20 protein-coding genes are annotated in these 23629 nt (G+C 64.2%); all 20 read right to left on the reverse strand.

The features are described 5' to 3' along the window. Positions 1 to 22: 22 nt before the first annotated feature. Positions 23 to 1285, reverse strand: a complete 1263-nt coding sequence (clsB, locus tag M1D44_RS12260; protein WP_316852759.1) for a cardiolipin synthase ClsB — start codon at positions 1283 to 1285, stop codon at positions 23 to 25. Further along, entirely contained in the window at positions 1282 to 2028 is a 747-nt protein-coding gene (locus M1D44_RS12265; RefSeq protein WP_024976656.1) for an endonuclease/exonuclease/phosphatase family protein, read from the reverse strand. The genes clsB and M1D44_RS12265 overlap by 4 nt, the downstream gene beginning before the upstream one ends. A gap of 1 nt (position 2029) precedes the next feature. Continuing rightward, positions 2030 to 2515 carry a dihydroneopterin triphosphate diphosphatase gene (gene nudB / locus M1D44_RS12270; RefSeq protein WP_024976657.1) on the reverse strand — a complete coding sequence of 162 codons (486 nt, stop codon included), beginning with the start codon at positions 2513 to 2515 and terminating at the stop codon, positions 2030 to 2032. A 116-nt stretch (positions 2516 to 2631) separates the two neighbouring features. Continuing rightward, positions 2632 to 3492 (reverse strand): hypothetical protein, encoded by an 861-nt coding sequence (locus M1D44_RS12275; RefSeq protein ID WP_316852760.1) that lies wholly within the window; start codon positions 3490 to 3492, stop codon positions 2632 to 2634. A 163-nt stretch (positions 3493 to 3655) separates the two neighbouring features. Then, complete coding sequence (gene aspS, locus M1D44_RS12280; RefSeq protein ID WP_024976659.1) at positions 3656 to 5527, reverse strand: aspartate--tRNA ligase; 1872 nt, start codon at positions 5525 to 5527, stop codon at positions 3656 to 3658. Positions 5528 to 5578: 51 nt separating this feature from the next. Beyond that, entirely contained in the window at positions 5579 to 6316 is a 738-nt protein-coding gene (locus M1D44_RS12285; protein WP_024976660.1) for a DUF502 domain-containing protein, read from the reverse strand. 31 nt (positions 6317 to 6347) lie between these two features. Next, the gene (locus tag M1D44_RS12290) at positions 6348 to 6689 is read right to left on the reverse strand and encodes an FmdB family zinc ribbon protein (RefSeq protein ID WP_112186047.1); all 342 of its coding nucleotides are present in this window, start codon (positions 6687 to 6689) and stop codon (positions 6348 to 6350) included. Positions 6690 to 6937: 248 nt separating this feature from the next. Further along, positions 6938 to 8377 (reverse strand): high affinity choline transporter 1, encoded by a 1440-nt coding sequence (locus M1D44_RS12295; RefSeq protein ID WP_024976662.1) that lies wholly within the window; start codon positions 8375 to 8377, stop codon positions 6938 to 6940. Positions 8378 to 8608: 231 nt separating this feature from the next. Next, positions 8609 to 9238 (reverse strand): class I SAM-dependent methyltransferase, encoded by a 630-nt coding sequence (locus M1D44_RS12300; protein ID WP_024976663.1) that lies wholly within the window; start codon positions 9236 to 9238, stop codon positions 8609 to 8611. Between the two features lie 23 nt (positions 9239 to 9261). After that, positions 9262 to 10839, reverse strand: coding sequence for a ubiquinone biosynthesis regulatory protein kinase UbiB (gene ubiB / locus M1D44_RS12305; protein WP_024976664.1), 1578 nt, complete (start codon positions 10837 to 10839; stop codon positions 9262 to 9264). Beyond that, the gene (locus M1D44_RS12310; protein WP_316852761.1) at positions 10836 to 11498 is read right to left on the reverse strand and encodes a ubiquinone biosynthesis accessory factor UbiJ; all 663 of its coding nucleotides are present in this window, start codon (positions 11496 to 11498) and stop codon (positions 10836 to 10838) included. Before M1D44_RS12310 ends, ubiB begins: the two co-directional genes overlap by 4 nt. Before the next feature lie 146 nt (positions 11499 to 11644). Continuing rightward, positions 11645 to 12673: a Tim44 domain-containing protein gene (locus tag M1D44_RS12315; RefSeq protein ID WP_200869037.1), complete on the reverse strand. Its 1029-nt coding sequence runs from the start codon at positions 12671 to 12673 to the stop codon at positions 11645 to 11647. Between the two features lie 128 nt (positions 12674 to 12801). Continuing rightward, complete coding sequence (gene ubiE / locus M1D44_RS12320; RefSeq protein WP_004633265.1) at positions 12802 to 13533, reverse strand: bifunctional demethylmenaquinone methyltransferase/2-methoxy-6-polyprenyl-1,4-benzoquinol methylase UbiE; 732 nt, start codon at positions 13531 to 13533, stop codon at positions 12802 to 12804. Between the two features lie 52 nt (positions 13534 to 13585). Further along, positions 13586 to 14002, reverse strand: coding sequence for a gamma-butyrobetaine hydroxylase family protein (locus M1D44_RS12325; protein ID WP_024976667.1), 417 nt, complete (start codon positions 14000 to 14002; stop codon positions 13586 to 13588). Positions 14003 to 14035: 33 nt separating this feature from the next. Continuing rightward, on the reverse strand, positions 14036 to 15880 hold the full coding sequence (locus M1D44_RS12330; RefSeq protein ID WP_024976668.1) for an ABC transporter ATP-binding protein/permease: 1845 nt from the start codon (positions 15878 to 15880) through the stop codon (positions 14036 to 14038). Positions 15881 to 15995: 115 nt separating this feature from the next. Beyond that, positions 15996 to 16439, reverse strand: coding sequence for an HIT family protein (locus M1D44_RS12335; protein ID WP_316852762.1), 444 nt, complete (start codon positions 16437 to 16439; stop codon positions 15996 to 15998). Beyond that, positions 16436 to 20470 (reverse strand): DUF3683 domain-containing protein, encoded by a 4035-nt coding sequence (locus M1D44_RS12340; RefSeq protein ID WP_112185889.1) that lies wholly within the window; start codon positions 20468 to 20470, stop codon positions 16436 to 16438. The genes M1D44_RS12335 and M1D44_RS12340 overlap by 4 nt, the downstream gene beginning before the upstream one ends. A gap of 200 nt (positions 20471 to 20670) precedes the next feature. Next, on the reverse strand, positions 20671 to 21252 hold the full coding sequence (locus M1D44_RS12345; RefSeq protein WP_316852763.1) for a YqaA family protein: 582 nt from the start codon (positions 21250 to 21252) through the stop codon (positions 20671 to 20673). Positions 21253 to 21309: 57 nt separating this feature from the next. Then, positions 21310 to 22557 (reverse strand): nucleoside recognition domain-containing protein, encoded by a 1248-nt coding sequence (locus tag M1D44_RS12350; protein ID WP_316852764.1) that lies wholly within the window; start codon positions 22555 to 22557, stop codon positions 21310 to 21312. Positions 22558 to 22588: 31 nt separating this feature from the next. Beyond that, positions 22589 to 23506, reverse strand: coding sequence for an ion channel (locus M1D44_RS12355; protein WP_024976673.1), 918 nt, complete (start codon positions 23504 to 23506; stop codon positions 22589 to 22591). Positions 23507 to 23629: the final 123 nt, after the last annotated feature.

A 23629-nucleotide genomic window follows, 5' to 3' on the forward strand; every position in this document is an offset into this window, starting at 1 on the left:
TGTTTTATCGGTGTCTGCACCACTAATACTGTGCTGCGCGCCCGCTGATGACGACGCCAAGGCGCACGAGCCGGTAGGCGCACCAATCTGCCAGGCGCCACCACCAGCGGCGCGCGGCGTGCTCATCAGCCAGGATGCGGCGTGCGTGATGGGCGATGGCGTCTTCGAGGGCAGCACGCAGTTCGTTGGCCACGATCGCATCCCACGCAACGACGTTGGCTTCGCGTGCCAGCAACAGGCTGAACGGGTCGATGTTGCTGGAGCCGACGGTAGCCCAGCGGTCGTCCACCACGGCCACCTTGGCGTGCAGGAAGCTGGCCGTGTATTCGTGGATCTCGACGTTGTCCCGCAGCAGCATGTGATACAGCGAACGCGTCGCGTAGTGCTGCAACCGGTATTCGACCTGTCCCTGCAGCAACAGGCGAACGCGCACACCGCGCTGGCGGCATGCCGCCAGCGCGCGCATGAAACGCACGCCCGGCAAGAAGTACGCGTTGGCGATGATCACCTCGTGCCGCGCCGCCCCTAGCGCGCGCAGATATTCTCGTTCGATCGCGCGCCGGTTGCGGACGTTGTCACGCAGCACCAGCGAAGCCAACACGGTGCCCGGTGCGCGCTCGCTTTCTCGTCCGGACGCGCCGCGATGCCGTGGTCGCGGCGTATCGGTCATCACCGGAAAGTCGGCGGCGACGCCCGTGACGCCCACTTCCCGCATGCCTGCGCGCACGCCCATCTGCCACCAGAGCCGGTCGACGGTCAGCGCAATCTGCGCGACCAGCGGCCCGCGTACCCGCACGGCAAAGTCGTAACGCGGTCCCAGCGCAGCATCGTGAAATGGCGCGTGGTTCAGGTCATCAATGATGTTGATGCCGCCCACGAACGCGACGTTGTCATCGATGACAACGATCTTCCGATGCAGCCGTCGCAAGTAGCGGCGTTGCAGGCGAAAACCGCGCACCGGACGATAGATGCGCAAGGTCACGCCCGCCGCCTCGAGCATCGCGGCGGCGGGCAGCAGGCCGGTGCCGAAGCCGTCGATGGTCAGGTGGACATCCACGCCACGGCGTGCCGCGCGGGCGAGCGCTTCAGTCACGCTGTGGGCGGTGGCGTCATCGGTGTAGATGTAGGTTTCAAGCGCGACACGGCGTTGCGCAGCATCGATGGCCTCGATCAAGGCCGGGAAGAACTCGGCGCCGCCGCAAAGCAAATCGACGTCGTTGCCCGGCAGGGGCTTGCCCCGCCGCCACTCGGAGCGCAGCGGGCCCGCATCGCGCACCACCCTCATGGATGGGCCAGTTCCGCCAGCAGGGGCACGTGATCGGAGCGCTGCGCCCATTCGCGGCCGGTCAGCGCATGCGCACGTTCGATCTCGAAACCGCGCACGTAGATGCGGTCCAGCCGAAGCCACGGCATGTGGCTTGGGAAGGTGCGCACGGGGCGCGCGTCGGCGGCCTTGTCGGCCACTTCGGTCGCCCCCAGCGCCTGGCAGATCATGCGATCGAGCCGGTTGCTCCAATCATTGAAATCACCCGCTACCACGAGCGGTGCATCCGGCGGCACGACTGAACGCACGCGATCAAGCAGCGCCTCCGCCTGCCGCTGCCGGCTGCGTGCAAACAGGCCGAAGTGCGCGCACAGCAGATGCACCTCGCCAAAGCCGAGATCGGTCACGGCGTGCAGCAGGCCGCGCTGCTCGAAACGGTGGTCAGAAATATCGAGGTTTTCCGACAGCAGAATCGGATAGCGCGACAAGATGGCATTGCCGTGATGCCCGTGCTCGTACACGGCGTTGCGGCCATAGACCGTGTGCGGATAGACGTCGGTCGCGAGGTAGCGCAGTTGCGTGTAGTTCGGGTCGAACAACTCGGCGGCGACGAGGCGGTCGTTGCGGTCCTGCACTTCCTGCAGGAAGACGATGTCGGCGTCCATGGTATGCAGGCCCTGCCGCACGTCATGCACGCGCACGCGCCGCGCAATGCCCGTCACGCCCTTGTGGATGTTGTAGGTGGCGACGCGCAAACGCAGCATGTCAGGCTTGGTCCTTCGTCAGCGCGGCCTGACGCGCATGATAGGCAGCAAGGCGTTCGGGCAACTGCAAAATGGCCTCGGCGTTGCTGCGCGAGAAGCACCGCGCGGCAGCCTCTTGGTACGGCAGCCATTCGGCCTGCACATGCTCGCGCGGTGACATCCGCACCGGCACCTTGCCGCTCACCAGCAAGCCAAACCAATGCTCGGTGTTGCGCGTAACGCCCGGCGCGTAGCGGTGCCGCCAGTGGGGGTAGATCTCGTATTCGATGTGGTGGCCCCAGTCGATCAGATGATGCTGGGCCGCGTCGATGCCGGTTTCTTCGAGCGCTTCGCGGCGGGCCGTGTCGGCCAGGGGCTCGTCGAGCGCATCGCAACTGCCCGTCACGGATTGCCAGAAGCCCGGATGGTCTGCCCGCTCCATCACCAACACGTGCAAATCGAGTGTGTGAATGACGACGAGAACGGAGACGGGAATCTTGTGCGACATGGGTGCGGTTGCTGCGTGCTTCGATGGGCGGCGCGATCGCGCTGCAAGGCAATAGCTTACCGCAGCCAGAAGCGTGCCACCGTGACGTTCAGCGTGCTGCCATGCCGTGGCAACAATCAGGCAGCCCGCAGCGGCCCTTGGCCAGTACGCGTGCGGGCGAGCCACAGCGCCGTCTCATCCGTCGCCGTTTCGTGACCAAGCTCGCGGCGAGCCACAGCAAGCAGCGGATCGAGCATCGCAGCATAGTCATCGGCCGCGCGCTGCGATTGCGCCCACAACGCTTCTGTACGCTCGCCGATTTGTTGGCGCAGCGCAGCGAGCTGTGCGGTCAATTCGCGTTCGCGATTGCCTAGCGTGTTGAATTTCTGGATGAGAAAGCGCTGTACATCGGTCTGCTCCGATTGCGCATTGGCTTGGTCGAAGCGTTCAACGATGGCCGAGGTCTCGCGCTCGATGCGATGCAGCTCGCTGGTGCCCTCACGCTCAGCGGTCTCCAGCGCTTGCAGGGCGCGGCGTTCGGCCTGCAAAACACGTGCGTGGTCGGCAAAGCGGAGTTCTGCCGCCAAATGAGCTTCGGCCAGGGCGCGCGGTGTGTCGTAGACAAGCGGATGCACCGGCATGCCCGGTGCGGCTGGCGGCAACGCCGTCTCGGGCAAACGCAGGTTAGCGACCGCGTACAACCAACGCATCCGCTCCGCGGCAAGGTGACCCAGCGCGCGCATCGCCTCGATCAAACCCGGAGACGACGCCGATGCGGGTACTGGTGGATGTGCGCTCTGCGCCGCTGCCGCAATGTCGGGCACGCAAGCCGCAACCGTGGTGGCCACTGCCTCGGTCATGGCCAGGGCGGCACGCCGGGTGGCACGGCGAATTTCGAACCACGCCAGCGTCATCACCACCAGCGCGGCGATCAACCAAGTCAACAAGAACTCGGCATGTGCGGCGATCCATGTGCGCGCAAAGTCGATGTAGTCCATCTAAACACTCCTCCTTCGTTGTCACCCAACGTGACAGAAACGAAAGAGTCGGTTTAGCACGCAATGTTCCCGATTGCTGCACCTTGCCCGGCGGCCGCCCAAAAACAAACCGCGCCGCCCTTGTCAGGCGGCGCGGTTCTTTGTGAAGCGTCAGCGCGGGCGCTTAGGCAGTCGTTGCAGCCGTCGGCGCGGCCACTTTGGCCTCGGCAGCACGCAAGCGGATGTGCAGCTCGCGCAATTGCTTCTCGTCGACCGGGCTCGGTGCCTGCGTGAGCAGATCCTGCGCACGCTGCGTCTTCGGGAAGGCGATCACGTCGCGGATCGAATCCGCACCGGCCATCATCGTGACAACGCGGTCCAGACCGAACGCGATACCGCCGTGCGGAGGCGCACCGTACTGCAGTGCGTCGAGCAGGAAGCCGAACTTGGCACGCGCTTCCTCATCGTTGATCTTCAGCGCGCGGAACACCTTGCTCTGTACTTCTTCGCGGTAGATCCGCACCGAGCCGCCGCCGATTTCCCAGCCGTTGAGCACCATATCGTAAGCCTTGGCGATGCACTTGCCCGGATCAGTTTCCAGGTATTCCAGGTGTTCGTCCTTCGGGCTCGTGAACGGGTGGTGCATGGCCACCCAGCGCGCGTCTTCCTCGTCGTACTCGAACATCGGGAAGTCGATCACCCACAGCGGCTTCCAGGCGTCTTCGAACAGCCCGTTGCTCTTGGCGAAGTCCGAATGACCGACCTTCAGGCGCAGCGCACCCATCGCGTCGTTGACCACCTTCGCGCGGTCAGCGCCGAAGAACAGGATGTCGCCATCTTGTGCGCCGCTGCGCTTGAGGATCTCGGCGATGGCCGCATCGTGCAGGTTCTTCACGATCGGCGATTGCAGGCCGTCACGGCCCTTGGCCACTTCGTTGACCTTGATCCAGGCCAGGCCCTTGGCGCCGTAGATTTCGACGAACTTGGTGTATGCGTCGATATCGCCGCGCGACAGGGAAGCACCGCCCGGCACGCGCAGTGCTACGACGCGGCCGCCTTCTGCGTTGGCCGGGCTCGAGAACACCTTGAAGTCGACGTCCTTCATGGCGTCGGTCAGTTCGGTAAATTCGAGCTTGACGCGCAGGTCCGGCTTGTCCGAACCGAAGCGGGCCATCGCCTCGCGGAACTCCATCACCGGGAACTTGGCATCCAGCTCAACCGACATGGTGTTCTTGAACACCGTGCGGATCATCTCTTCAAAGAGGTCGCGGATTTCCTGCTCGGTCAGGAATGACGTTTCGCAGTCGATCTGGGTGAATTCGGGCTGGCGGTCAGCACGCAGGTCTTCATCGCGGAAGCACTTGGTGATCTGGTAGTAGCGGTCAAAGCCCGACACCATCAGCATCTGCTTGAAGAGCTGCGGCGATTGCGGCAGCGCGAAGAACTGGCCGGCGTTCACGCGCGACGGCACCAGGTAGTCGCGCGCGCCTTCCGGCGTGCTCTTGGTCAGCATCGGCGTTTCGATGTCGATGAAGCCCTTGTCGTCCAGGTACTTGCGCACTTCCATCGCAACCTTGTAGCGCAGGCGCAGGTTGTACTGCATCTGCGGGCGGCGCAGGTCCAGCACGCGGTGCGTGAGGCGCGTGGTTTCCGACAGGTTGTCGTCGTCCAGCTGGAACGGCGGCGTGACGGAAGCGTTGAGCACCGTCAGCTCGTGACACAGCACTTCGACCTTGCCGCTGGTCAGGTTGGCGTTGGTGGTGCCTTCCGGGCGGGCACGCACGACGCCCTTCACCTGCAGGCAGAACTCGTTGCGCACACCTTCAGCCACCTTGAACATCTCCGGGCGGTCCGGGTCGCACACGACCTGCACCAGGCCTTCACGGTCGCGCAAATCGATGAAGATCACGCCACCGTGGTCACGACGACGATGGGCCCAGCCCGACAGCGTGACGCTCTGGCCGAGCAGTTGTTCGGTGACCTGACCGCAGTATTGAGTACGCATTTGCATGTTGTGGTTTTCCGCGAAGCGCGCCGCCAAGAAAACGTCGCGCATGAAAGTTGATTGGGGGGCCGGGGTCGATTCGACTTCGTTCGTATCGCCGGCTCAGGGTGCCGCGATGGCGCCGCCCTCTGCAGGCAGCGCGGTCGGATTCGAAGGGTCGCGCGGCTCTTGAGCCGGCGACCGGTCCTCCGTCTTTGGCGAGGCATCGGGCGGGTCCATGCGGCGCGGCAGCGCTTCGGGCGCCACCACCCCCATCGACACGATGTACTTGAGCGCTGCATCCACCGTCATATCCAGCTCGATGGTGTCGGCCTTGGGCATCATCAGGAAGAAGCCCGACGTCGGGTTGGGCGTGGTCGGCACGTACACGCTGACGTACTCGCCCTGCAGATGATTCTCGACATCACCGCCGGGGCGGCCGGTCAGGAAGGCGATCGTCCATGAGCCTTCGCGCGGGTACTGCACCAGCAGCGCCTTGCGGAACGCATTGCCGTTGGACGACAGCAGTGTGTCCGACACCTGCTTCACGCTCGAATAGATCGGGCCGACCACAGGAATGCGGCCCACGAGCGCTTCCCACCACAGCACCAGCTTCTGACCGATGAAGTTGTGCGCCAGCACGCCGACGATCAGGATGAACGCCAGCGTGAGAATCGCGCCCACGCCGGGAATGCGCCGGCCAAACAGCTGATCTGGCTGCCATGCCGACGGCAGCAGCGCCAGGCTCTGGTCCATCGTGCCGATGATGAGCGACAGCACCCACAGCGTGATCGCAAGCGGGACAAGCACCAGAAGACCGGTTAGGAACCATGTCTTGAGTGCGCTGGTTTTCTGTTTCATGGGGCGATGGACCGAAAGGTGAGCGATGCGATCAGTGGCAAGCGCACGACGTGCCGCAACCACCGGACGCGGCCGGCGTGCTGGCACTGGACGACGCGCTGTCCGACGACGCGGCAGCCGCCGCAGGCGCAGCGGCCTCCGTCTTGGCCGCCGAACCGGTTGCCGGAGCCGCAGCCGATGCGCCGCCCGAGCCACCGCGGAAGTCCGTCACGTACCAGCCCGAACCCTTGAGCTGGAAGCCGGCAGCGGTTAGCTGCTTCTTGAACGCCGGCGCGCCGCATGCGGGGCAATCCGTCAGCGGCGCGTCGCTCATCTTCTGCAGCACATCTTTGGCGTGGCCGCAGGCGTCGCATCGATAAGCATAGATCGGCATGGTGTCCTCACCCTGGAACAAACAAATGACAAGAAAGCGATTGGATTGCCCGCGCATCCCGCGAACACGGTGCGGGAAATAATGCACACGGGCTCACGCAAGATCGGGGCAGCTGTGCGCCATACAAGTGCTGGCGCGCAAAGCCTTGAATTATAAACCCTTTTAAGGGAATTCCCGACCGCAGATTCGGCGCGGGCGATGGCGATGCGCGACAAAGTGGCACACCGCGCACGCGTGCGCCGGGACGCTCAGGCTTGTGTGGCCGCCTTGGTAGTCGGCGCGCGGTTTGCGATCCACTGCGGTCCGAGCGAGCCGAGGACCATCGCGCCGAAGCTGGCCAAGAGGCCAACCAATTGTGGCGGAAGCATCGCATCTGGCAGGACCACTTCGCACCAGATCCATGCCGCGAGGCCCAGGATGATGGCCAGCAGACCACCCTGCTTCGTCGCGCGCTTCCAGAACAGACCGAAGGCCAGCGGCACGAAGGCGGCCACCAGCGTTACCTTGTAGGCACTTTCGACCATGTGGAAGATGGATAGGTGCGAGTTCAGCGCGAACAGCGTCACCAGCACCGTGAATGTCAGCACCACCGCCTGCATCACGCGCAGGAAGCGCTTGTCGTCCATGTTGGGCAACAGCGGGCGCAGCACGTTTTCGGCAAACGTTACGGACGGCGCCAGCAGTGTCGCGCTCGCGCAGCTCTTGATGGCCGACAGCAGCGCGCCAAAGAACATGACCTGCGCGAAGATCGGCGCATGCTGCAGCACCAGGTTCGGCAAAATCATCTGCGAGTCGGTATCGATGTACTTCGCGACCATCTCCGGGTCGATAAGCGTGGCGGAATACGCCAGAAACATCGGGACGAACGCAAACATGAAGTACAACACGCCGCCCAGCACCGAAGCCGTACCGGCAATGCGCTCGGTGCGCGATGACGTTACCCGCTGGAACACGTCCTGCTGCGGGATCGAGCCGAGCATCATGGTGATCCACGCTGTCACAAAGCCGATCACCTCGATCGGGTTGAACGCCGGCCAGAACGAGAACTTGCCCGAAGCCGCCGCGTGCGCCACCACCGTGCCCACGCCACCGGCCTGGCCCGACACCTCCCAGCCGATGTACAACATGCCGATCACGATGATGATCATCTGGATGAAGTCCGTCACCGCCACCGACCACATGCCGCCGAACAGCGTGTAGACGAGCACGCTGCCCGCGCCGATCATCATCCCGAGGTCTTGCGAAACCGCGCCGTCAGACACGGTGTAGAACACCAGGCCCAGCGCCTTGATCTGCGCCGCCACCCACCCCAGGTACGACACGACGATGCACAGGGTGGTCAGCGTCTCGGCTGCGCGGCCAAAACGGTTGCGATAGAAGTCCCCAATGGTGAGCAGGTTCATCCTGTACAGCGGCTTGGCGAAGAACAGACCCACCAAGATCAGGCACAGCGACGAACCGAACGGATCGGCCACCACACCGTGCAGGCCATCCTTGAGAAATTCTGCAGGAATCCCGAGCACCGCCTCGGAGCCGAACCAGGTGGCGAACACCGTGGCGGTCACGACATAGAACGGAAGGCTGCGTCCAGCCACGGCGAAATCGGCGGTACTGCGCACCCGCAGTGCAGCCCACAGGCCGATCCCGACCGAAATCACCCAGTAAACAATGACAAACCAGATCAGCATGGCAGCGCGGATAGAAGCTGGAAAACCCCATGGCAGCCCGGTTTTGGGCCCAGGGGTGCCGGGCAAAGTGGCCGGATTATAGCGATGGGACCGCGCGCCGGGGCATCGGTGCGACCACGAAGGCCGCCCCGTTTGCCAGATTTTTGGGCGACGGCCCGCAACGGGCGACGGCAGGCTTTTTGTTGACCACGGCCCATGTTGCTTTGCACCAACAGTGGCCGGGAAAACGGATCAATCGGCGCGACGGCGCCAGACTTGCCAGCGCTCGCGCCCGGCGAACACCGGAATCGAATCGGCTTCGGCGATGGGTATATCGCTGATGCGCTCGAACGCGTGCGACAGCAGCCCATCCAGCTCGGGTTGCGTGGTCTCGAACGGCGGCCCCTTGGGCGCCGCCTCTCGGCCTTCCACCACAGCAAAGAAGCCGGCCAGCAACCCGCCGGGCGGGAGCAGTTTCGCCACCTGTACGGCGTAGTCCGGCCACAGACGACGCGGCATCGCACACAGAAATGCGCGTTCGTAGATCCATTGCACCGGGCGCGGCGGCGAGAAACGGAAGAAATCCGCCAACTCCACGACGCCGGCATGCGGGCCCAGCAGGGTCTTGGCCGATGCCACGGCACTTGGCGCAAAGTCGATGGCCGTAACCGGCCAACCGCGGTCCGCCAGCCAGCCGGCCTCATAGGCGTTGCCGCAACCGGGAATCAGCGTGGAAAGCGGCGCAGGCTGCGCTTCACAGAATTGCCGGAACGCGCGGGGTACACCGGCGGCATCCCAGGGGGTGTGCTCGCGGCTGAACCGCTCGTCCCAGAAGGCGGGATCGGCGGCGTCACGGGATTGGAAGACGGGCGGCTGGGCCATGGCGCTGAGAAAGTGAAGACGGATCAGTAACGGGACATCCAGGCCAGCACATGCGTGGCGACGATGCCGACCGCGAAGCCACCGACGAACAGCAGCGCGGCGGACAACAGCCGGTTCGTGCGCTTTTGCTCGGCAAGCAGCGCGGTGAGCGCAGCGGTCTGCGCATTACCGTCCTCGCGGGAGCGGCGATCCAGAATCTGGTACACCAGGCGCGGGAAGTCCGGCAACTTGTTGGCCCACTGGGGCGCCTCGACCTTCAGGCGCTCCACAAAACCGCGCCAGCCGATCTGCTCGTGCATCCAGCGTTCGAGGAACGGCTTGGCCGTCTTCCACAGGTCCAGATCCGGATCGAGCTGGCGGCCAAGGCCCTCCACGTTCAGCAGCGTCTTCTGCAGCAGCACAAGCTGCGGCTGCACTTCCACGTTGAAGCGGCGCGAGGTCTGGAACAGCCGCATCAGCACCAGGCCCAGCGAAATTTCACCCAGCGGCCGATCAAAATACGGCTCGCAGCACGCGCGGATGGCGCCTTCCAGCTCTTCCACGCGCGTCGCTTCCGGCGCCCAGCCGGACTCGATGTGCAGCACCGCCACGCGGTGGTAGTCGCGCTGGAAGAACGCCAGGAAATTCTGCGCGAGGTAGTTCTTGTCGAACTCCGAGAGCGCCCCGACGATGCCGAAATCCAGCGCAATATAGCGGCCCAGCGTCTCGGGTGCCACGCTCACGAGGATGTTGCCGGGGTGCATGTCGGCATGGAAAAACCCGTCGCGGAAGACCTGCGTGAAGAAAATCTCCACGCCGTCGCGCGCGAGCTTGTGCATGTCGACGCCGGCGGCGCGCAGCTCTTCGGTGTGCGAGATCCGCATGCCGTGCATGCGCTCCATCACGAACACCTCAGACGTGCACCAATCCCAGAAAACCTCGGGCACCAGCAGCAGGTCGGACTTGGCAAAATTGCGGCGCAACTGGCTAGCGTTGGCCGCCTCGCGCATCAGGTCAAGCTCGTCGTGCAGGTACTTGTCAAACTCGGCGACCACCTCGCGCGGTTTCAGCCGCTTGGCGTCGGCCCACAGCTTTTCCATCCAGGTGGCGAGGTCTCGCATGAGCGCGAGGTCGCTGTCGATCACGGGCAGCATGCCCGGACGCAGGACCTTGACTGCCACTTCGCGGCCGTCGTCCGGGCCGCCGCGCAGCGTGGCGAAATGCACCTGCGCAATCGACGCACTCGCCACCGGATGATGATCGAAACGATGGAACAGCGCCGACAGCGGCTTGCCGAGCGATTTCTCGACGATGGCCGCCGCCACCTTCGGGTCAAACGGCGGCACGCGATCCTGCAGCTTGGCCAGTTCGTCGGCCACATCGGGGGGGAGTAGATCTCGCCGCGTCGACAGCACCTGCCCGAACTTCACGAAGATCGGCCCGAGCTGCTCGAGCGCCAGGCGCAGGCGCTCGCCGCGCGGGAGCTTGGGCTTGCGACCCAGCGTCAGCAGCCAGACGAGCGCGCGAATGCGGCGGCTCTTGAAGCCCGACAACGCGAGCTGATCCAGCCCGTAATAGAGGATTACGAAAACGATCTTGCCCAGCCGGAAGAGGCGCGTCATGCCGATTCACCCTGGCGTACGGCCTGGGTGGCCGGTCGTGGAAATTTTTCGAGCCGCTCCAGCCGCTTGGCCAGACGCGCCTCGGCATCACGTAGTGCCACCACATCGGCGGCGAACTGGGCGAGGCGCGCATGGCGCACGAGCGTCGGTTGCTCATCGGTCAGGTACGACGCCACCGATTCCGCCAGCGAACGGCTGACGCGCGTGGCCTCGGTGCGGGCGGCCTGCGCGCCGCTCACCATACGCTGCGCGATCACATCACCAAACACGCGCGACAGATCTTCCGCCGCATCCCAGCGCAGATTGCGCAGCAACGTCGACAGCACGTTGGCGAACTCGGCCTCGCCCTCGATGCGCACGTGCTTGAGCACGGCGGCCTGCCCGCCCGTGGCGTAGTCGCCTGCTGCAGCCGCGAGCGGCACGACAACAGTCACGGCTGGTTCAACGTCAGGCTGGGGGGCCGTCACCAAGCCGGCCGCGTCCACCTGCAACGACATCGACATGGGCGCCAGATCAAAGCGTGCGACGCGGCCCGCGAACGGCCGCAGCGTCTCCTGCGCCCAGGGCTCCTGGCGTAGCAGATGGTTGAGCGCGAGCAGCAGCGGCTGCATCAGCACAAGCGGAAACGAAGACGGAGACGAAGTGGCTGTCGAGGACATGCGGTGATGGTGCGCAAAAACAGCAAGGAAGCAGCAAAAAGCGGGCTAGCGGCGGGCAGCAAAAAGGGCCCGAACCAGACGGTCGGGCCCTATTTTACGGGGAATGTTGAAACGGCCGTTTTGCGGCGCTTCAAGTTGTTACAGCGTCACTGCAACTGCTGAATACCCGCCAGCACCCAGCCACCCGCACCCTGCGTCGGCTTGGTCAGGTTCCACACCTCGGCAAACGGCTGTGCGGGCGCGTTGGCTTCTTCGCGGATCATGCCCGAGAAGCGCACGCTCGCGAGGTACTCGGAGGCCTGCGTTTCGATCCCCAGCATTTCGGCTTCGACCGAAACCACGTCGGTCTTGTTGGGCGACGTGCCGCGGTCAGCCAGATCCATTTTGATCTCGGCAAACATCTCCGGCGTGGTGAACTCGCGGATGTCGTTGAGATTGCCGGCATCCCAAGCGGCCTGCAGGCGGATGAAGTACACCTTGGCGTTGCGCAGGAAGGCTTGCGTGTCGAAATCCGCCGGCACGCCCCATGGCTGCTGCGGTGCGGCTGCGGCAGGTTGTGCGTTGACGGCCTGCGCGCCGGAAGCGGCCGGACCACCCAGATTCCACGACTGTGCAGCGGTTGCCGCGCCAGCGCCCAGGCCAGACGTGTTGCCGGTATTCAGCGATGCGGCTGCCGGGGCGGCAGGTTGCGGCACGTACGGCTCACGGTCGCCACCAAGCGACGGGCCACCCGTAGCATAGGCCGGACCTTGCGGACGGCTGCCGCGCACCTTGCGGATGATCCACATCACCACGAAGGCGACAAGCGCGATCAGGATCAGGTTCGACAGCAAAGAGGCGAGGCCCGCGCCCAGACCGAACTTCGACAGCAGATAACCGATACCCAGACCGGCTGCCAAGCCACCCAGCATGCCGCCCCAGTTACGTCCAGGCTTTGCCGCCGGCGCAGCCGGAGCCGGTGCAGCGGGCGAGGGTTGCGCAGCCGGTGCGGCCTGCTGTGTCGGCGACGGCGTTGTGGCCGGCGGCGTCTGTTGGCGTTGCGTCACGGTGGACGACTGCTTGCCGACGCTGCGGCTGCCGCCCATGCGTTTGGCGTTGGCGTCAATCGCCGTGCCCAGTGCGAGCGTCGCGACCAGCGCGCCCGCCATCAATTTTCCACCCCAATGCAAACTCATCGCTGTCTTCTCTCCAATGGCAGTGACGCCCATTAGATGAAGACGTCAATGCGGAAATTCAATGTGAAGGATCGTGGCATATCGCCGCAGCGCACTACATCGCCCATCTGGTGGAACGACGAAAACACTTAGAGGCGACGGCCAACGTGCAGAGCCACGACACCCGCTGTCAGATTGAAGTATTCGACCGAGTCCAATCCGGCCTGTTCCATCATCTGCTTGAGCGTTTCCTGATCCGGGTGCATGCGGATGGACTCGGCCAGATAGCGGTAGCTCTCGGGGTCGCCCGCCACTTTGCTACCCAGCCACGGCAGCACCTTGAATGAGTACACGTCGTAGGCCTTCTCCAACGGCTGCCACACTTTGGAGAACTCCAACACCATGACCTTGCCCCCTGGCTTCACTACGCGGCGCATTTCAGCGAGCGCGCGATCCTTGTGCGTCATGTTGCGCAAGCCGAATGCCACTGTCACCACATCGAAGTAAGCATTCGGAAAGGGAATGTGCTCGGCGTCGCACAGCGCGGTGGGGGTGAGCACACCGGCATCGAGCAGGCGGTCACGGCCGACGCGCAGCATGGACTCGTTGATGTCTGTCAGCCACACCTCGCCGGTGGGGCCGGCCTGGCGCGCAAAGGCCTTGGCAAGATCACCCGTGCCGCCAGCAATATCGAGCACCTTATAGCCCGGGCGCACCGCTGCCTGGGCGATAGTGAACATCTTCCACACGCGATGCAGGCCACCGGACATCAGGTCGTTCATCACGTCGTACTTGCTAGCGACGGAATGGAACACGCCGGCAACCTTGCCGGCTTTCTCCTGCTCATCGACCTGCTGGAATCCGAAGTGGGTTTGGCTCATGACAGAAAAGGATGCGGATGCGGCGTGCAGGCGCCGCGAAGTGAATCGGGAATCAGTGGCTGTGGCCGCAGGCGTGGCCAGCGTTTTCTGCCATTGGGGCGTCACGGTCGACGCCCGCAGCGGTCAGGCGATCGAGATACGCCTGCCACAGCGCGTCGTGCTCAATGCCGAGGCGGTACAGGTAGGCCCAATCGAAGATGCCGGAATCGTGGCCGTCGGAGAACAACGGCCGGATCGCGTAATTGCCCACCGGCTCGACGCCGATGATGCCCACCTCGCGCTTGCCGGTCTGCAGCACTTCCTGACCGGGCCCATGCCCCTGCACTTCGGCCGACGGCGAGAGCACGCGCAAGTATTCGAACGGCAGGCTGAACTGCTTGCCATCAGCAAAGGCGATCTCCAGCACGCGCGATTGCGTGTGCACGGTGATGCCGGTCGGGTGCGGGGTGTCGGCGGAAAGTCCGGCCATGAAAAACGTCTCGTTCGGTCTAAAAACTGTGTTTCAGGAAGCCGCCAGCGCCATGTGCGCAGGCTCTTCCACCACCCGATAGCTTACCGCAGTCAACGGATCGCCCTCGGGGATGTAGCGCAGGCGGCGATGGTGGAATCGTGCCACGGTGCTGCGATGTGCCACGCTGACGATGGTCACGTCAGGCATCGATTCGACCATCAGGCTGTACATGAATGCCTCGGTGTCTTCGTCGAGTGCGCTGGTGGCCTCGTCGAGGAAGAGGTAATCGGGGCGCTGCAGCAAAGCCCGCGCAAAAGCCAGGCGCTGCTGCTCGCCGGGGGACAGGCGCAGGCTCCAGTTGCTCACCTCGTCCAACAAGTCGGTCAGTGCCGGCAACCGGCACGCGTTCAGCACCTGGGTCAGACGCTCAGCGGTGTACTGGGTAGCCAGATCCGGATACGACAGCGCATCGGCCAGCGTGCCCGACGGCAGATAGCTGCGCTGCGGCAGGAACAGCACGCGGGCATCGTCCGGCACCTCGATGCGGCCGCTGCCATACGGCCAGATGCCGGCCACGGCGCGCACCAGCGTGCTTTTGCCGCAGCCCGACGGGCCGTTGACGAGCACGCGCTCACCGCGTGCGAGCGTCATGTCGAATGGCTCGACCAGCAAATCCTCGGGCTTGCGGTTTGGGAGGTTCAGCGCAAGAGCGCGGGCTTCGATGGCGGGTACGGCTGCGATTTCGACCTCGACGTCGCGCACGCCGGCGCGGTGCTCTTCTTCACGCTCGGCGGCGCGGATGGCGCGCTGGAATTCGATCAACCGGTTGGTGGAAGCTTTCCAGGTGACCAGCGTGCGGTAGTTCGTGACAAACCACGACATCGCGTCCTGCACCTGTCCGAACGCCGTGGCGACCTGCATCATCCCGCCCAGCGTAAGCGTGCCACCAAAATAGCGCGGCGCCGACACCAGAAACGGAAAGATGATGGCGAACTGCGCATAGCCGGAACTGGCGAAAGTCAGGCGCCGCGTGTAGTCCATCAACTGATTCCAGTTGGTGCGGATGCGTTCGAAACGGCCGCGCAGGATGGCTTTCTCGGTGGGCTCGCCGCGGTACAGGGCGATGCTCTCGCTGTTTTCGCGCACACGCATGAGCAGAAAACGGAAGTACGCCTCGTAACGTTCCTGCTGGAACGACAGCCCGATCAGCGGCCGCCCCACAAAGTGGATGATGACCGAGCCCACGATCGAGTACAGCAGCGCAAACCACACCATGTAGCCCGGAATCACGAAGTCGTGGCCGCCCAGGCTGAACGCCAGCGGCCCCGACACCGCCCACAGGATGCCGAAGAACGATACCAGCGTCACAGCCGAATTCAGGAACCCCAGCGCCAAGGTAAGCGTCGCATCGGTGAAGGTGCGCAGATCGTCGGCAATCCGCTGGTCGGGGTTGTCGGCGCTGCGCGTCTGTTCCAGGCGGTAGAACGCCTGCTTGCCAAGCCAGTCGTCGAGGAAGCTGCCGGTAATCCACGTCCGCCAGCGCATCTGCAGCATCATCGAGTAGTACAGCCGCATGATCGAGCCAATGATCAGCAGCGCGGCAATCCATGAGAAACGCAGCAACTGCGCCCAGAACTCGCCGTAGTTCTTCTGCTCGAGCGCGTTGTAGAAAAGCCGGTTCCAATCGGTGAACAGCACGTTCATGAACACCAAGAACAGGTTCAGGCCGATCACCAGGGCAAGCAGCCCCCAGGCCTTGTGGCGATCTTCCGAAAACCAGTACGGGCGAATCAGTTGCCATGTCTCCGAGAGATTCAACCGCCCATGGTGGACGGTCAGCTCGGAGATGGAATCCTTGTGGGAATCGGGTGTGGCGGCGGTGCGCGGTGTCGTCATGGCGAGGGCGTTGGCGCAACAGAAAGAGAATCAGACGTCGTGTGCGCCACAGGGGTTCCGCGCACGACGTGGCGATGCGTTACCAGGCGTTACCCAGCGCTACCGCCCACTGGGCTCAAGCGTCGGCGAGCGCCGCTTGGAGCGCGTACGACAACGCCGGCAACTTGGCCGTGATCTCGGCCATGCGAGCGGCATCAGCCGCGCGCTGCTCGGGGCCCCACACGGCTTCTGGAAAATGCGTATCCCACCGATAGCGCGGAATGACGTGCCAATGCAGATGCGGCACGAAATTGCCGAAGCTGGCGAGGTTGATCTTGTCCGGGACCAGTTCGGCGCGCAGCACACGCTCAACGCGGGTGACAACTTCCATCAGCCAGTGGCGATCGGCGTCAGACAAGTCGGTCTGCTCGGCCACGTGGTCGTTCCAGATGACGCGGCAGAAGCCCGGAAAGCGCGCGTGCTCGACCAGCACCACGCGCGCCTTGGCATTACGCCAGACAGGCTCGCCGCCATCCGCCTCGCACAGCGCGCAGCCTGGCGTCCGCTCGATCGTCGTCACACCAGCACGCGCTCGATGCCGCCGGCGTTGGCCTGCGCAACGTAGTCCTGCAGCCAGGTCTCGCCGAGCACATGACGCGCCATCTCGACCACGATGTAGTCGGCCTGCACCGAGACATCTTCGGTGTAGCGCGACAGACCCTGCAGACACGCCGGGCAGCTTGTGAGGATCTTCACATCGCCGTTGAACGCCTCGCCCTGGCCGTTGGTCTGGCCAAGGCTGCGCAGCTTGTCGGCGCCCTTCTGCATCTCCTCTTCCTTGCGGAAGCGGACCTGCGTGGAGATGTCCGGCCGCGAGATCGCCAGCGTGCCCGACTCACCGCAACAGCGATCGTTCTTCTCGATTGCGCGGGTCTGGCCGTCGGCGCCGATGTTGCCGCCCATCAGCTGGTTGACCAGCTTGGTCGGGTCCATGGTCTTGATCGGGGTGTGACAGGGGTCGTGGTACATGTACCGCGTGCCCTGCACACCATCGATCTTCACGCCCTTCTCCAGCAGGTATTCGTGAATGTCGATGATCCGGCAGCCCGGGAAGATCTTGTCGAATTCATATCCGGCAAGCTGGTCGTAGCAGGTGCCGCAGCTCACCACCACCGTCTTGATGTCGAGGTAGTTGAGCGTGTTGGCCACGCGGTGGAACAGCACGCGGTTGTCGGTGACGATCTTCTCGGCCTTGTCGAACTGGCCCGTGCCGCGCTGCGGATAACCGCAGCACAGATAGCCCGGCGGGAGCACCGTTTGCACGCCGGCGTGCCACAGCATTGCCTGCGTGGCCAGACCCACCTGCGAGAACAGGCGCTCCGAACCGCAACCCGGGAAGTAGAAGACCGCCTCGCTGTCGGGCGTGGTCGCCTTCGGGTTGCGGATGATCGGGACGATCTCGTTGTCTTCGATATCCAGCAACGCGCGCGCGGTCTTCTTGGGCAGGTTGCCCGGCATCTTCTTGTTGATGAAGTGAATCACCTGCTCGCGCACCGGCGGCTTGCCCACCGTGGCGGGCGGACGGGCGGTCTGCTTCTTGGCGAACTTCTTCAGGATGTCGTTGCCCAGACGCTGCGCCTTGTAGCCCCAGTCGAACATCACCTTGCGCGTGAGGTTGATGGTCTCGGGGTTGGTCGCGTTCAGGTAGAACATCGCCGCTGCGGTGCCGGGGTTGAATTTCTTCTGCCCCATCTTGCGCAGCAGGTTGCGCATGTTCATTGACACATCGCCGAAGTCGATCTTGACCGGGCACGGCGTCACGCACTTGTGGCAGACCGTGCAGTGGTCGCCCACATCGGCAAATTCTTCCCAGTGTTTGACCGACACGCCGCGACGCGTCTGCTCTTCGTACAGGAAGGCCTCGATGAGCAGCGAAGTGGCAAGAATCTTGTTGCGCGGGCTGTACAGAAGGTTGGCGCGCGGCACGTGCGTGGCGCACACCGGCTTGCACTTGCCGCAGCGCAGACAATCCTTGATCGACTCCGAGATGGCGCCGATGTCGCTCTGCTGCATGATGATCGACTCGTGCCCCATCAGGCCGAACGACGGCGTATAGGCGTTGCGCAGATCAGCAGCCAGACCTTGCGGGTCGTTGATGTCGCGCAGCAGCTTGCCCTTGTTGAAGCGGCCGTTCGGATCGACGCGGCGCTTGTAGGCAGCAAAGTCGGCGATCTCTTCGTCGGTCAGGAATTCCAACTTGGTGATGCCGATGCCGTGCTCGCCCGAGATCACACCGTCCAGCGAACGGGCGAGCGTCATGATGCGGGCCACCGCCTTGTGGGCGTCCTGCAGCATGTCGTAGTCATCCGAGTTGACAGGGATGTTGGTGTGCACGTTGCCGTCGCCGGCGTGCATGTGCAGCGCCACGAACACGCGGCCGCGCAGCACTTTCTTGTGGATCGCCTGGGCCTCGTCGAGGATCGGCTTGAACTCGCCACCGTTGAAGATCTTGCGCAGCTCGGCGCGAATCTCCGACTTCCACGACACGCGAATCGTACGATCCTGCAGCAGGTGGAACAGGTTCGCGTCGGGCTGATTCACCAGACGGTCATCGATGGTCTGCGCCAGGTAGCCCAGGCCGAGGCCAATGAGGCTGGCGCGCGCAGCCGTAACGGGCGTATCGAGATGGTCCAGCAGGTATTGCCAACGTGCACGCGTGGCACGCAGCAGTTGCTGCGCCTGTTGCACGCGGTCTTCCAGCAGTTCGGCGCTGGGGATCTCGTTGGCGTCGTCGGTGCGACCGAGCGGCAGGTTGCTGCCGGCGAAGAAATCGAGCAGCGCGTCGGTCAGCTTGAGCTTGCTCTTGATCGACAGCTCGATGTTGATGCGCTCGATGCCGTCGGTGTACTCGCCCATGCGATTGAGCGGGATCACCACGTCTTCGTTGATCTTGAAGGCGTTGGTGTGCTTCGCAATCGCTGCCGTGCGTGAGCGGTCCAGCCAGAATTTCTTGCGTGCCTCGGGGCTCACGGCCACGAAACCTTCGCCGCTCTTGCCGTTGGCCAGACGGATCACCTCCGACGTGGCGCGCGCCACGGCATCATCGTCGTCACCAACGATGTCACCGATCAGCACCATCTTCGGAAACGCGTTGCGCTTGCTCTTGGTGGCATAGCCGACCGCGCGCAGGTAGCGCTCATCCAGATGCTCCAGACCCGCGAGGATCGCGCCGCCGGGCTTCTTCGTCTCGGCGTCGAGGTAATCCTTGATCTCGACGATGCTCGGGATCGCGTCGCGCGCCTGGCCGAAGAACTCCAGGCACACGGTGCGGATCGACTTGGGCATCCGATGCAAAATCCAGCGTGCGCTGGTGATGATGCCGTCGCAGCCTTCCTTCTGCACGCCGGGCAAGCCGGCCAGGAACTTGTCGGTGACGTCCTTGCCCAGCCCTTCCTTGCGGAACTTGCGGCCTTCGATGGTCAGCGTCTCGGTGCGCAGCAGCTTGGCTCCGACCGGCGCGGTGCCGTCGAACCACTTCAGCTCGAACATGACGACCGGCGCGTCGTGGATCTTGCCGAGGTTGTGATTGAGGCGCTGGACTTCCAGCCAGTTGCCGTCCGGATCAACCATGCGCCACCAGGCGAGGTTATCCAGCGCGGTGCCCCACAGCACAGCCTTCTTGCCGCCGGCGTTCATGGCGACGTTGCCGCCAATGCACGACGCGTCGATCGAGGTCGGGTCCACGGCAAAGACGAGGCCGGCCTTCTCCGCCGCATCCGCCACGCGACGCGTGACCACGCCGGCGCCCGAGTAGATGGTCGCCACGGGATGGTCAACGCCAGGCAGGTCGGTCATCTCGACCGCATCCAGACGCTCCAGCTTTTCCGTATTGATGACGGCCGAGAACGGCGTGAGTGGCACGGCGCCGCCGGTATAGCCGGTACCGCCTCCGCGCGGGATGATGGTCAGACCCAGCTCGAAGCAGCCCTTGACGATCCCGGCGATCTCTTCTTCCGTATCGGGCGTGAGCACAACGAACGGATATTCAACGCGCCAGTCGGTGGCGTCGGTCACGTGCGACACCCGCGACAGGCCGTCGAACTTGATGTTGTCCTTCGCGGTGACGCGGCCGAGCACCTTCTGGGCGCGACGGCGCAGGTCGTACACCTGGGCGAATTCTTCCTGGAACGCCTTGACGGCACGGCGGGCATGCACGACCAGTTGCTCGACCTTGCTGGCACGCTCGTCGCCCACCGGATCGTGGTGCGAATCGTGGTCGGCCACGCGGCGCTTCTCGATCTCCGCCAGGCGGTGATTGAGTGCGTCGATCAACATCTGACGGCGCTTCGGGTTGTCGAGCAGGTCGTCCTGAAGATAGGGGTTGCGGCGCACCACCCAGACGTCGCCCAACACTTCGTACAGCATGCGTGCCGATCGGCCGGTGCGGCGCTCGGCGCGCAGTTCGTCCAGGATCTGCCACGCAGACTCGCCCAGCAGACGGATGACGATTTCCCGATCCGAGAACGAGGTGTAGTTGTAGGGAATCTCGCGCAGCCGGGGCGCAGCGTCCTGCGCCGTGAGTTTGGCGTCGATCAGAAGTGGGGCATTCATGGCGTGCCGCTGGGGAGGGAGGCGCGGCAAAGAGGGCTCAAGCCGCGCGGTCTTTAAAGGGCGATTGTACTGCAACGCGCAGCGTTGATGCGTTGCAGCAACGGTATCCCTGCCAGTGATATGGGCGGCAAAACCGTCGCGTTTTCAATGGCTTGCGGAAAGCGCACGACCGCTAAAGTGCCGCATACGCCACGCAAACGTCACATCATCACGCCCTTGATCCAACCCAGGATGCCATGCCAGAAGCCGTCGGGCAGGGTCATCAGGGCCGCAGTCATGGCCAGATAGCGTAAAAATTTGCCGATAGCCATGTACATGGCGCTGGGCCAGAACTTCAGGCGCAGCCAGCCGGCCAGCGTGCAGAGTGGGTCGCCAATGCCCGGCAGCCACGACACCAGCAGCGACACCGGCCCGATGCGGCGCATCCAGCGGAAGTATTTTTTGTCGAGCGGGGGCTCACGGTGGCGCTTGGGATGCGGCACGTGCTGGGCATGCTCGGTGTTGTGCTGACGGCGGCGGCGCGCAAGGTGGTAGCGCACCAGCGCCAGCTTGGCCGCATAGCCCATCCACCAATCGACCACGCCGCCCAGTGTGTTGCCGAGCGTGGCCACGATGATGGCCGGCCAGAACATGTCCGGATTGAGCTTGATGTACGCAAAAACCGCCGGCTCGGAGCCCAGCGGCAAGAGGGTCGCCGAAATGAAACTGACGACGAAGATGGCAGGCAGCCCAACCTTTGGCAGGGCGAGCGTGGCAAAAAGCGTGTCGATCCACTGTTCCATGCAGTCGATTGTAGAGGGCGGGCGGCTGCGGCGTCGCTTGGGGGCCGCCCTAGCCGGTCAGGCGAAGAACAGGTAAGCGACAAGCACGGCGCCGATCAGCCCGATCAGGTCGGCCCACAGCCCACATGCCAGCGCGTAACGCGTGTCCTTGATGCCAACGCTGCCGAAGTACACGGCCAGCACGTAGAACGTGGTCTCGGTCGAACCCTGGATGATGGCCGCCAGCTTGCCCTGGAAGGAATCCACGCCGTAAGTGGTCATCACATCAACCATCAGGCCGCGCGCACCGGCGCCGGACAACGTCTTCATCAGCCCAACGGGCAGAGCCGGCACAAAACGCGTGTCGATGCCCAGGTGCGCGAACAGCGCGGAAAGCCCCTGCATCAGGAAATCCATGCAACCCGCCGCGCGAAACACGGCAATGCCCACCAGCACCGCCACCAGATACGGGACGATGCCGATCGCCACCTGGAAGCCATCCTTGGCGCCATCGACGAAGGTTTCGTACACGTTGATGCGGCGAAGTGCCCCGCATACCAGGAACGCCACGACGATGGTGAGGATGGCGCCCGCGCCGATCAGGCCGATCCAGGCCGCCATCTGCTGCGACGGAAACTGGCGCAGCCAGGCAAACAGCAGCCCCATCAGCGCGACGAAGCCCCCGAAATACGCCAGCAGCGCAGGCTTGAAGAGGTTGATGCGCTGATACCACGCCACCGCCGCGATGCCCGCGCAGAAGCCGATGAACGTGGACAGCAAGGTCGGCAGGAAGATGTCTGCCGCGTTGAAACCGACCAGGCCCTGCTTGACTGCCATGGCCTGGCGGATGGCGATGACGGACGTCGGCACCAGCGTCACCCCCGCCGTGTTGAGCACCACGAACATCAACTGCGCGTCGCTGGCGCGCTGCGGCTGCGGGTTGATCTGCTGCAACTCGCGCATGGCCTGTAGGCCGAGCGGCGTAGCGGCGTTGTCCAGCCCGAGCACGTTGGCCGAGACGTTCATCATCATCGCGCCGTTGGCGGGGTGGCCGGCGGGCACGGAAGGAAACAGGTGCCGCATCAGCGGGTTCACGAGCCGCGCGAACAGATCGACCACGCCGGCGCGCTCGCCCACGCGCATGATGCCCAGCCACAGCGCCATCATGCCGGTCAGGCCGATCGCAATTTCGAAACCGGTGCGCGCGGCATCGAACATGCCGGTCAGCATGCGGGAAAAGACCTCCATGTCGCCCTGCACCACCTGGACGCATGCGGTAACGAAGGCAACGAGGAAGAAGGCGAGCCAGACGAGGTTCAGGGCCACGGAGGTTGCGCGTTGGTATCGGACAAGCCGGTCATTGTGCCTGCGGCGGCGTCTCGATCGGATGGATCAGGTGGAAATTGTCGTAGTCGACCGACGTGACGCCGCCCTCGTCGCGGATAAGGTCGGCATAGCGATAGTTCCAGCGGATGTCGTCGTGCCGCCAGGAATGACGCGCCTGCACGGTTTGCGCCGCGGTCTCGTCGGCGCCTTCGATCGTGAGCAGCAGCAAGGCGTCACCGGCGGCGAGCGATTCTGCGGTGGCGCCATGCAGCGGGCTGGTTTCGTCGATCACGTGCATCATCACCCAGCCCAGCAGGAAGATCGGGTGCTCGCTGCGCTCAAGCTTCAGGTCGTGGATCTTGTAGATCGAGTAGCCCTCGGGCGAGACCTCATCCTGCATCAGGCGCAGCCGGGCGGTGGCCTCTGCGATGACGTTCTGGCGCGCATTGGCCGCCCGCAGCATCAACGTGGACTTACCGTTGAGCGGCCGCACGACAACGTTGCGCGCAAACATGATCTTGGCGCGCGGGCGCGAGAACCGCGCAAATACCAGCCCGGTCGCCATGGCAATGCCCGACATGCCGATGAAGATCTCCAGCGTGGCGATGACGTGGGCGTAGAGCGTTTGCGGGTGCATGTCGCCATAACCGACGGTGGCCAGGGTCTCGACGCTGAAGAAGAATGCCCCCACGAAACCCGGCGGCGACTGGTTCGCGATCGCGCCGTCACCCAACGAATACAGCCCCGCGAATACCGCGTTGAGCGCCAGGAACAGCGTGGCCAGCAGCGCGAAGAAGGTGGGCCAGTTGACTTCAAGCGCGTGGTGATAGAGGTCACGCCAGCCCAGCGGAGGCATGCCGTAAGCAACGACGTGCTGCGTGCCGGACCAGACTTTGCGGCCCCGGCGCGCACGTCCGGCACGCTCGGAGGAAGACGACGGGGTGTTCATGGAGGCCTCTCGCCGATGATGCGCTGCGCCCGCCCGGGCACGGCCGGGGCAGTGTACCGACCGGCACGCAGGTCCGGCAAGGCGGGCAAGGCGCCGCGTGATAGGCTTACGGGCTCTGTTCAC

This window comes from Ralstonia sp. SA306 (genome assembly GCF_054792405.1).

Coding starts and splice junctions, on each gene's coding strand:
- clsB (WP_316852759.1), bottom strand. CDS start 1,285: ATGAGGGTGGTGCGCGATGCGGGCCCGCTGCGCTCCGAGTGGCGGCGG.
- M1D44_RS12265 (WP_024976656.1), bottom strand. CDS start 2,028: ATGCTGCGTTTGCGCGTCGCCACCTACAACATCCACAAGGGCGTGACG.
- nudB (WP_024976657.1), bottom strand. CDS start 2,515: ATGTCGCACAAGATTCCCGTCTCCGTTCTCGTCGTCATTCACACACTC.
- M1D44_RS12275 (WP_316852760.1), bottom strand. CDS start 3,492: ATGGACTACATCGACTTTGCGCGCACATGGATCGCCGCACATGCCGAG.
- aspS (WP_024976659.1), bottom strand. CDS start 5,527: ATGCGCGACGTTTTCTTGGCGGCGCGCTTCGCGGAAAACCACAACATG.
- M1D44_RS12285 (WP_024976660.1), bottom strand. CDS start 6,316: ATGAAACAGAAAACCAGCGCACTCAAGACATGGTTCCTAACCGGTCTT.
- M1D44_RS12290 (WP_112186047.1), bottom strand. CDS start 6,689: ATGCCGATCTATGCTTATCGATGCGACGCCTGCGGCCACGCCAAAGAT.
- M1D44_RS12295 (WP_024976662.1), bottom strand. CDS start 8,377: ATGCTGATCTGGTTTGTCATTGTTTACTGGGTGATTTCGGTCGGGATC.
- M1D44_RS12300 (WP_024976663.1), bottom strand. CDS start 9,238: ATGGCCCAGCCGCCCGTCTTCCAATCCCGTGACGCCGCCGATCCCGCC.
- ubiB (WP_024976664.1), bottom strand. CDS start 10,839: ATGACGCGCCTCTTCCGGCTGGGCAAGATCGTTTTCGTAATCCTCTAT.
- M1D44_RS12310 (WP_316852761.1), bottom strand. CDS start 11,498: ATGTCCTCGACAGCCACTTCGTCTCCGTCTTCGTTTCCGCTTGTGCTG.
- M1D44_RS12315 (WP_200869037.1), bottom strand. CDS start 12,673: ATGAGTTTGCATTGGGGTGGAAAATTGATGGCGGGCGCGCTGGTCGCG.
- ubiE (WP_004633265.1), bottom strand. CDS start 13,533: ATGAGCCAAACCCACTTCGGATTCCAGCAGGTCGATGAGCAGGAGAAA.
- M1D44_RS12325 (WP_024976667.1), bottom strand. CDS start 14,002: ATGGCCGGACTTTCCGCCGACACCCCGCACCCGACCGGCATCACCGTG.
- M1D44_RS12330 (WP_024976668.1), bottom strand. CDS start 15,880: ATGACGACACCGCGCACCGCCGCCACACCCGATTCCCACAAGGATTCC.
- M1D44_RS12340 (WP_112185889.1), bottom strand. CDS start 20,470: ATGAATGCCCCACTTCTGATCGACGCCAAACTCACGGCGCAGGACGCT.
- M1D44_RS12345 (WP_316852763.1), bottom strand. CDS start 21,252: ATGGAACAGTGGATCGACACGCTTTTTGCCACGCTCGCCCTGCCAAAG.
- M1D44_RS12355 (WP_024976673.1), bottom strand. CDS start 23,506: ATGAACACCCCGTCGTCTTCCTCCGAGCGTGCCGGACGTGCGCGCCGG.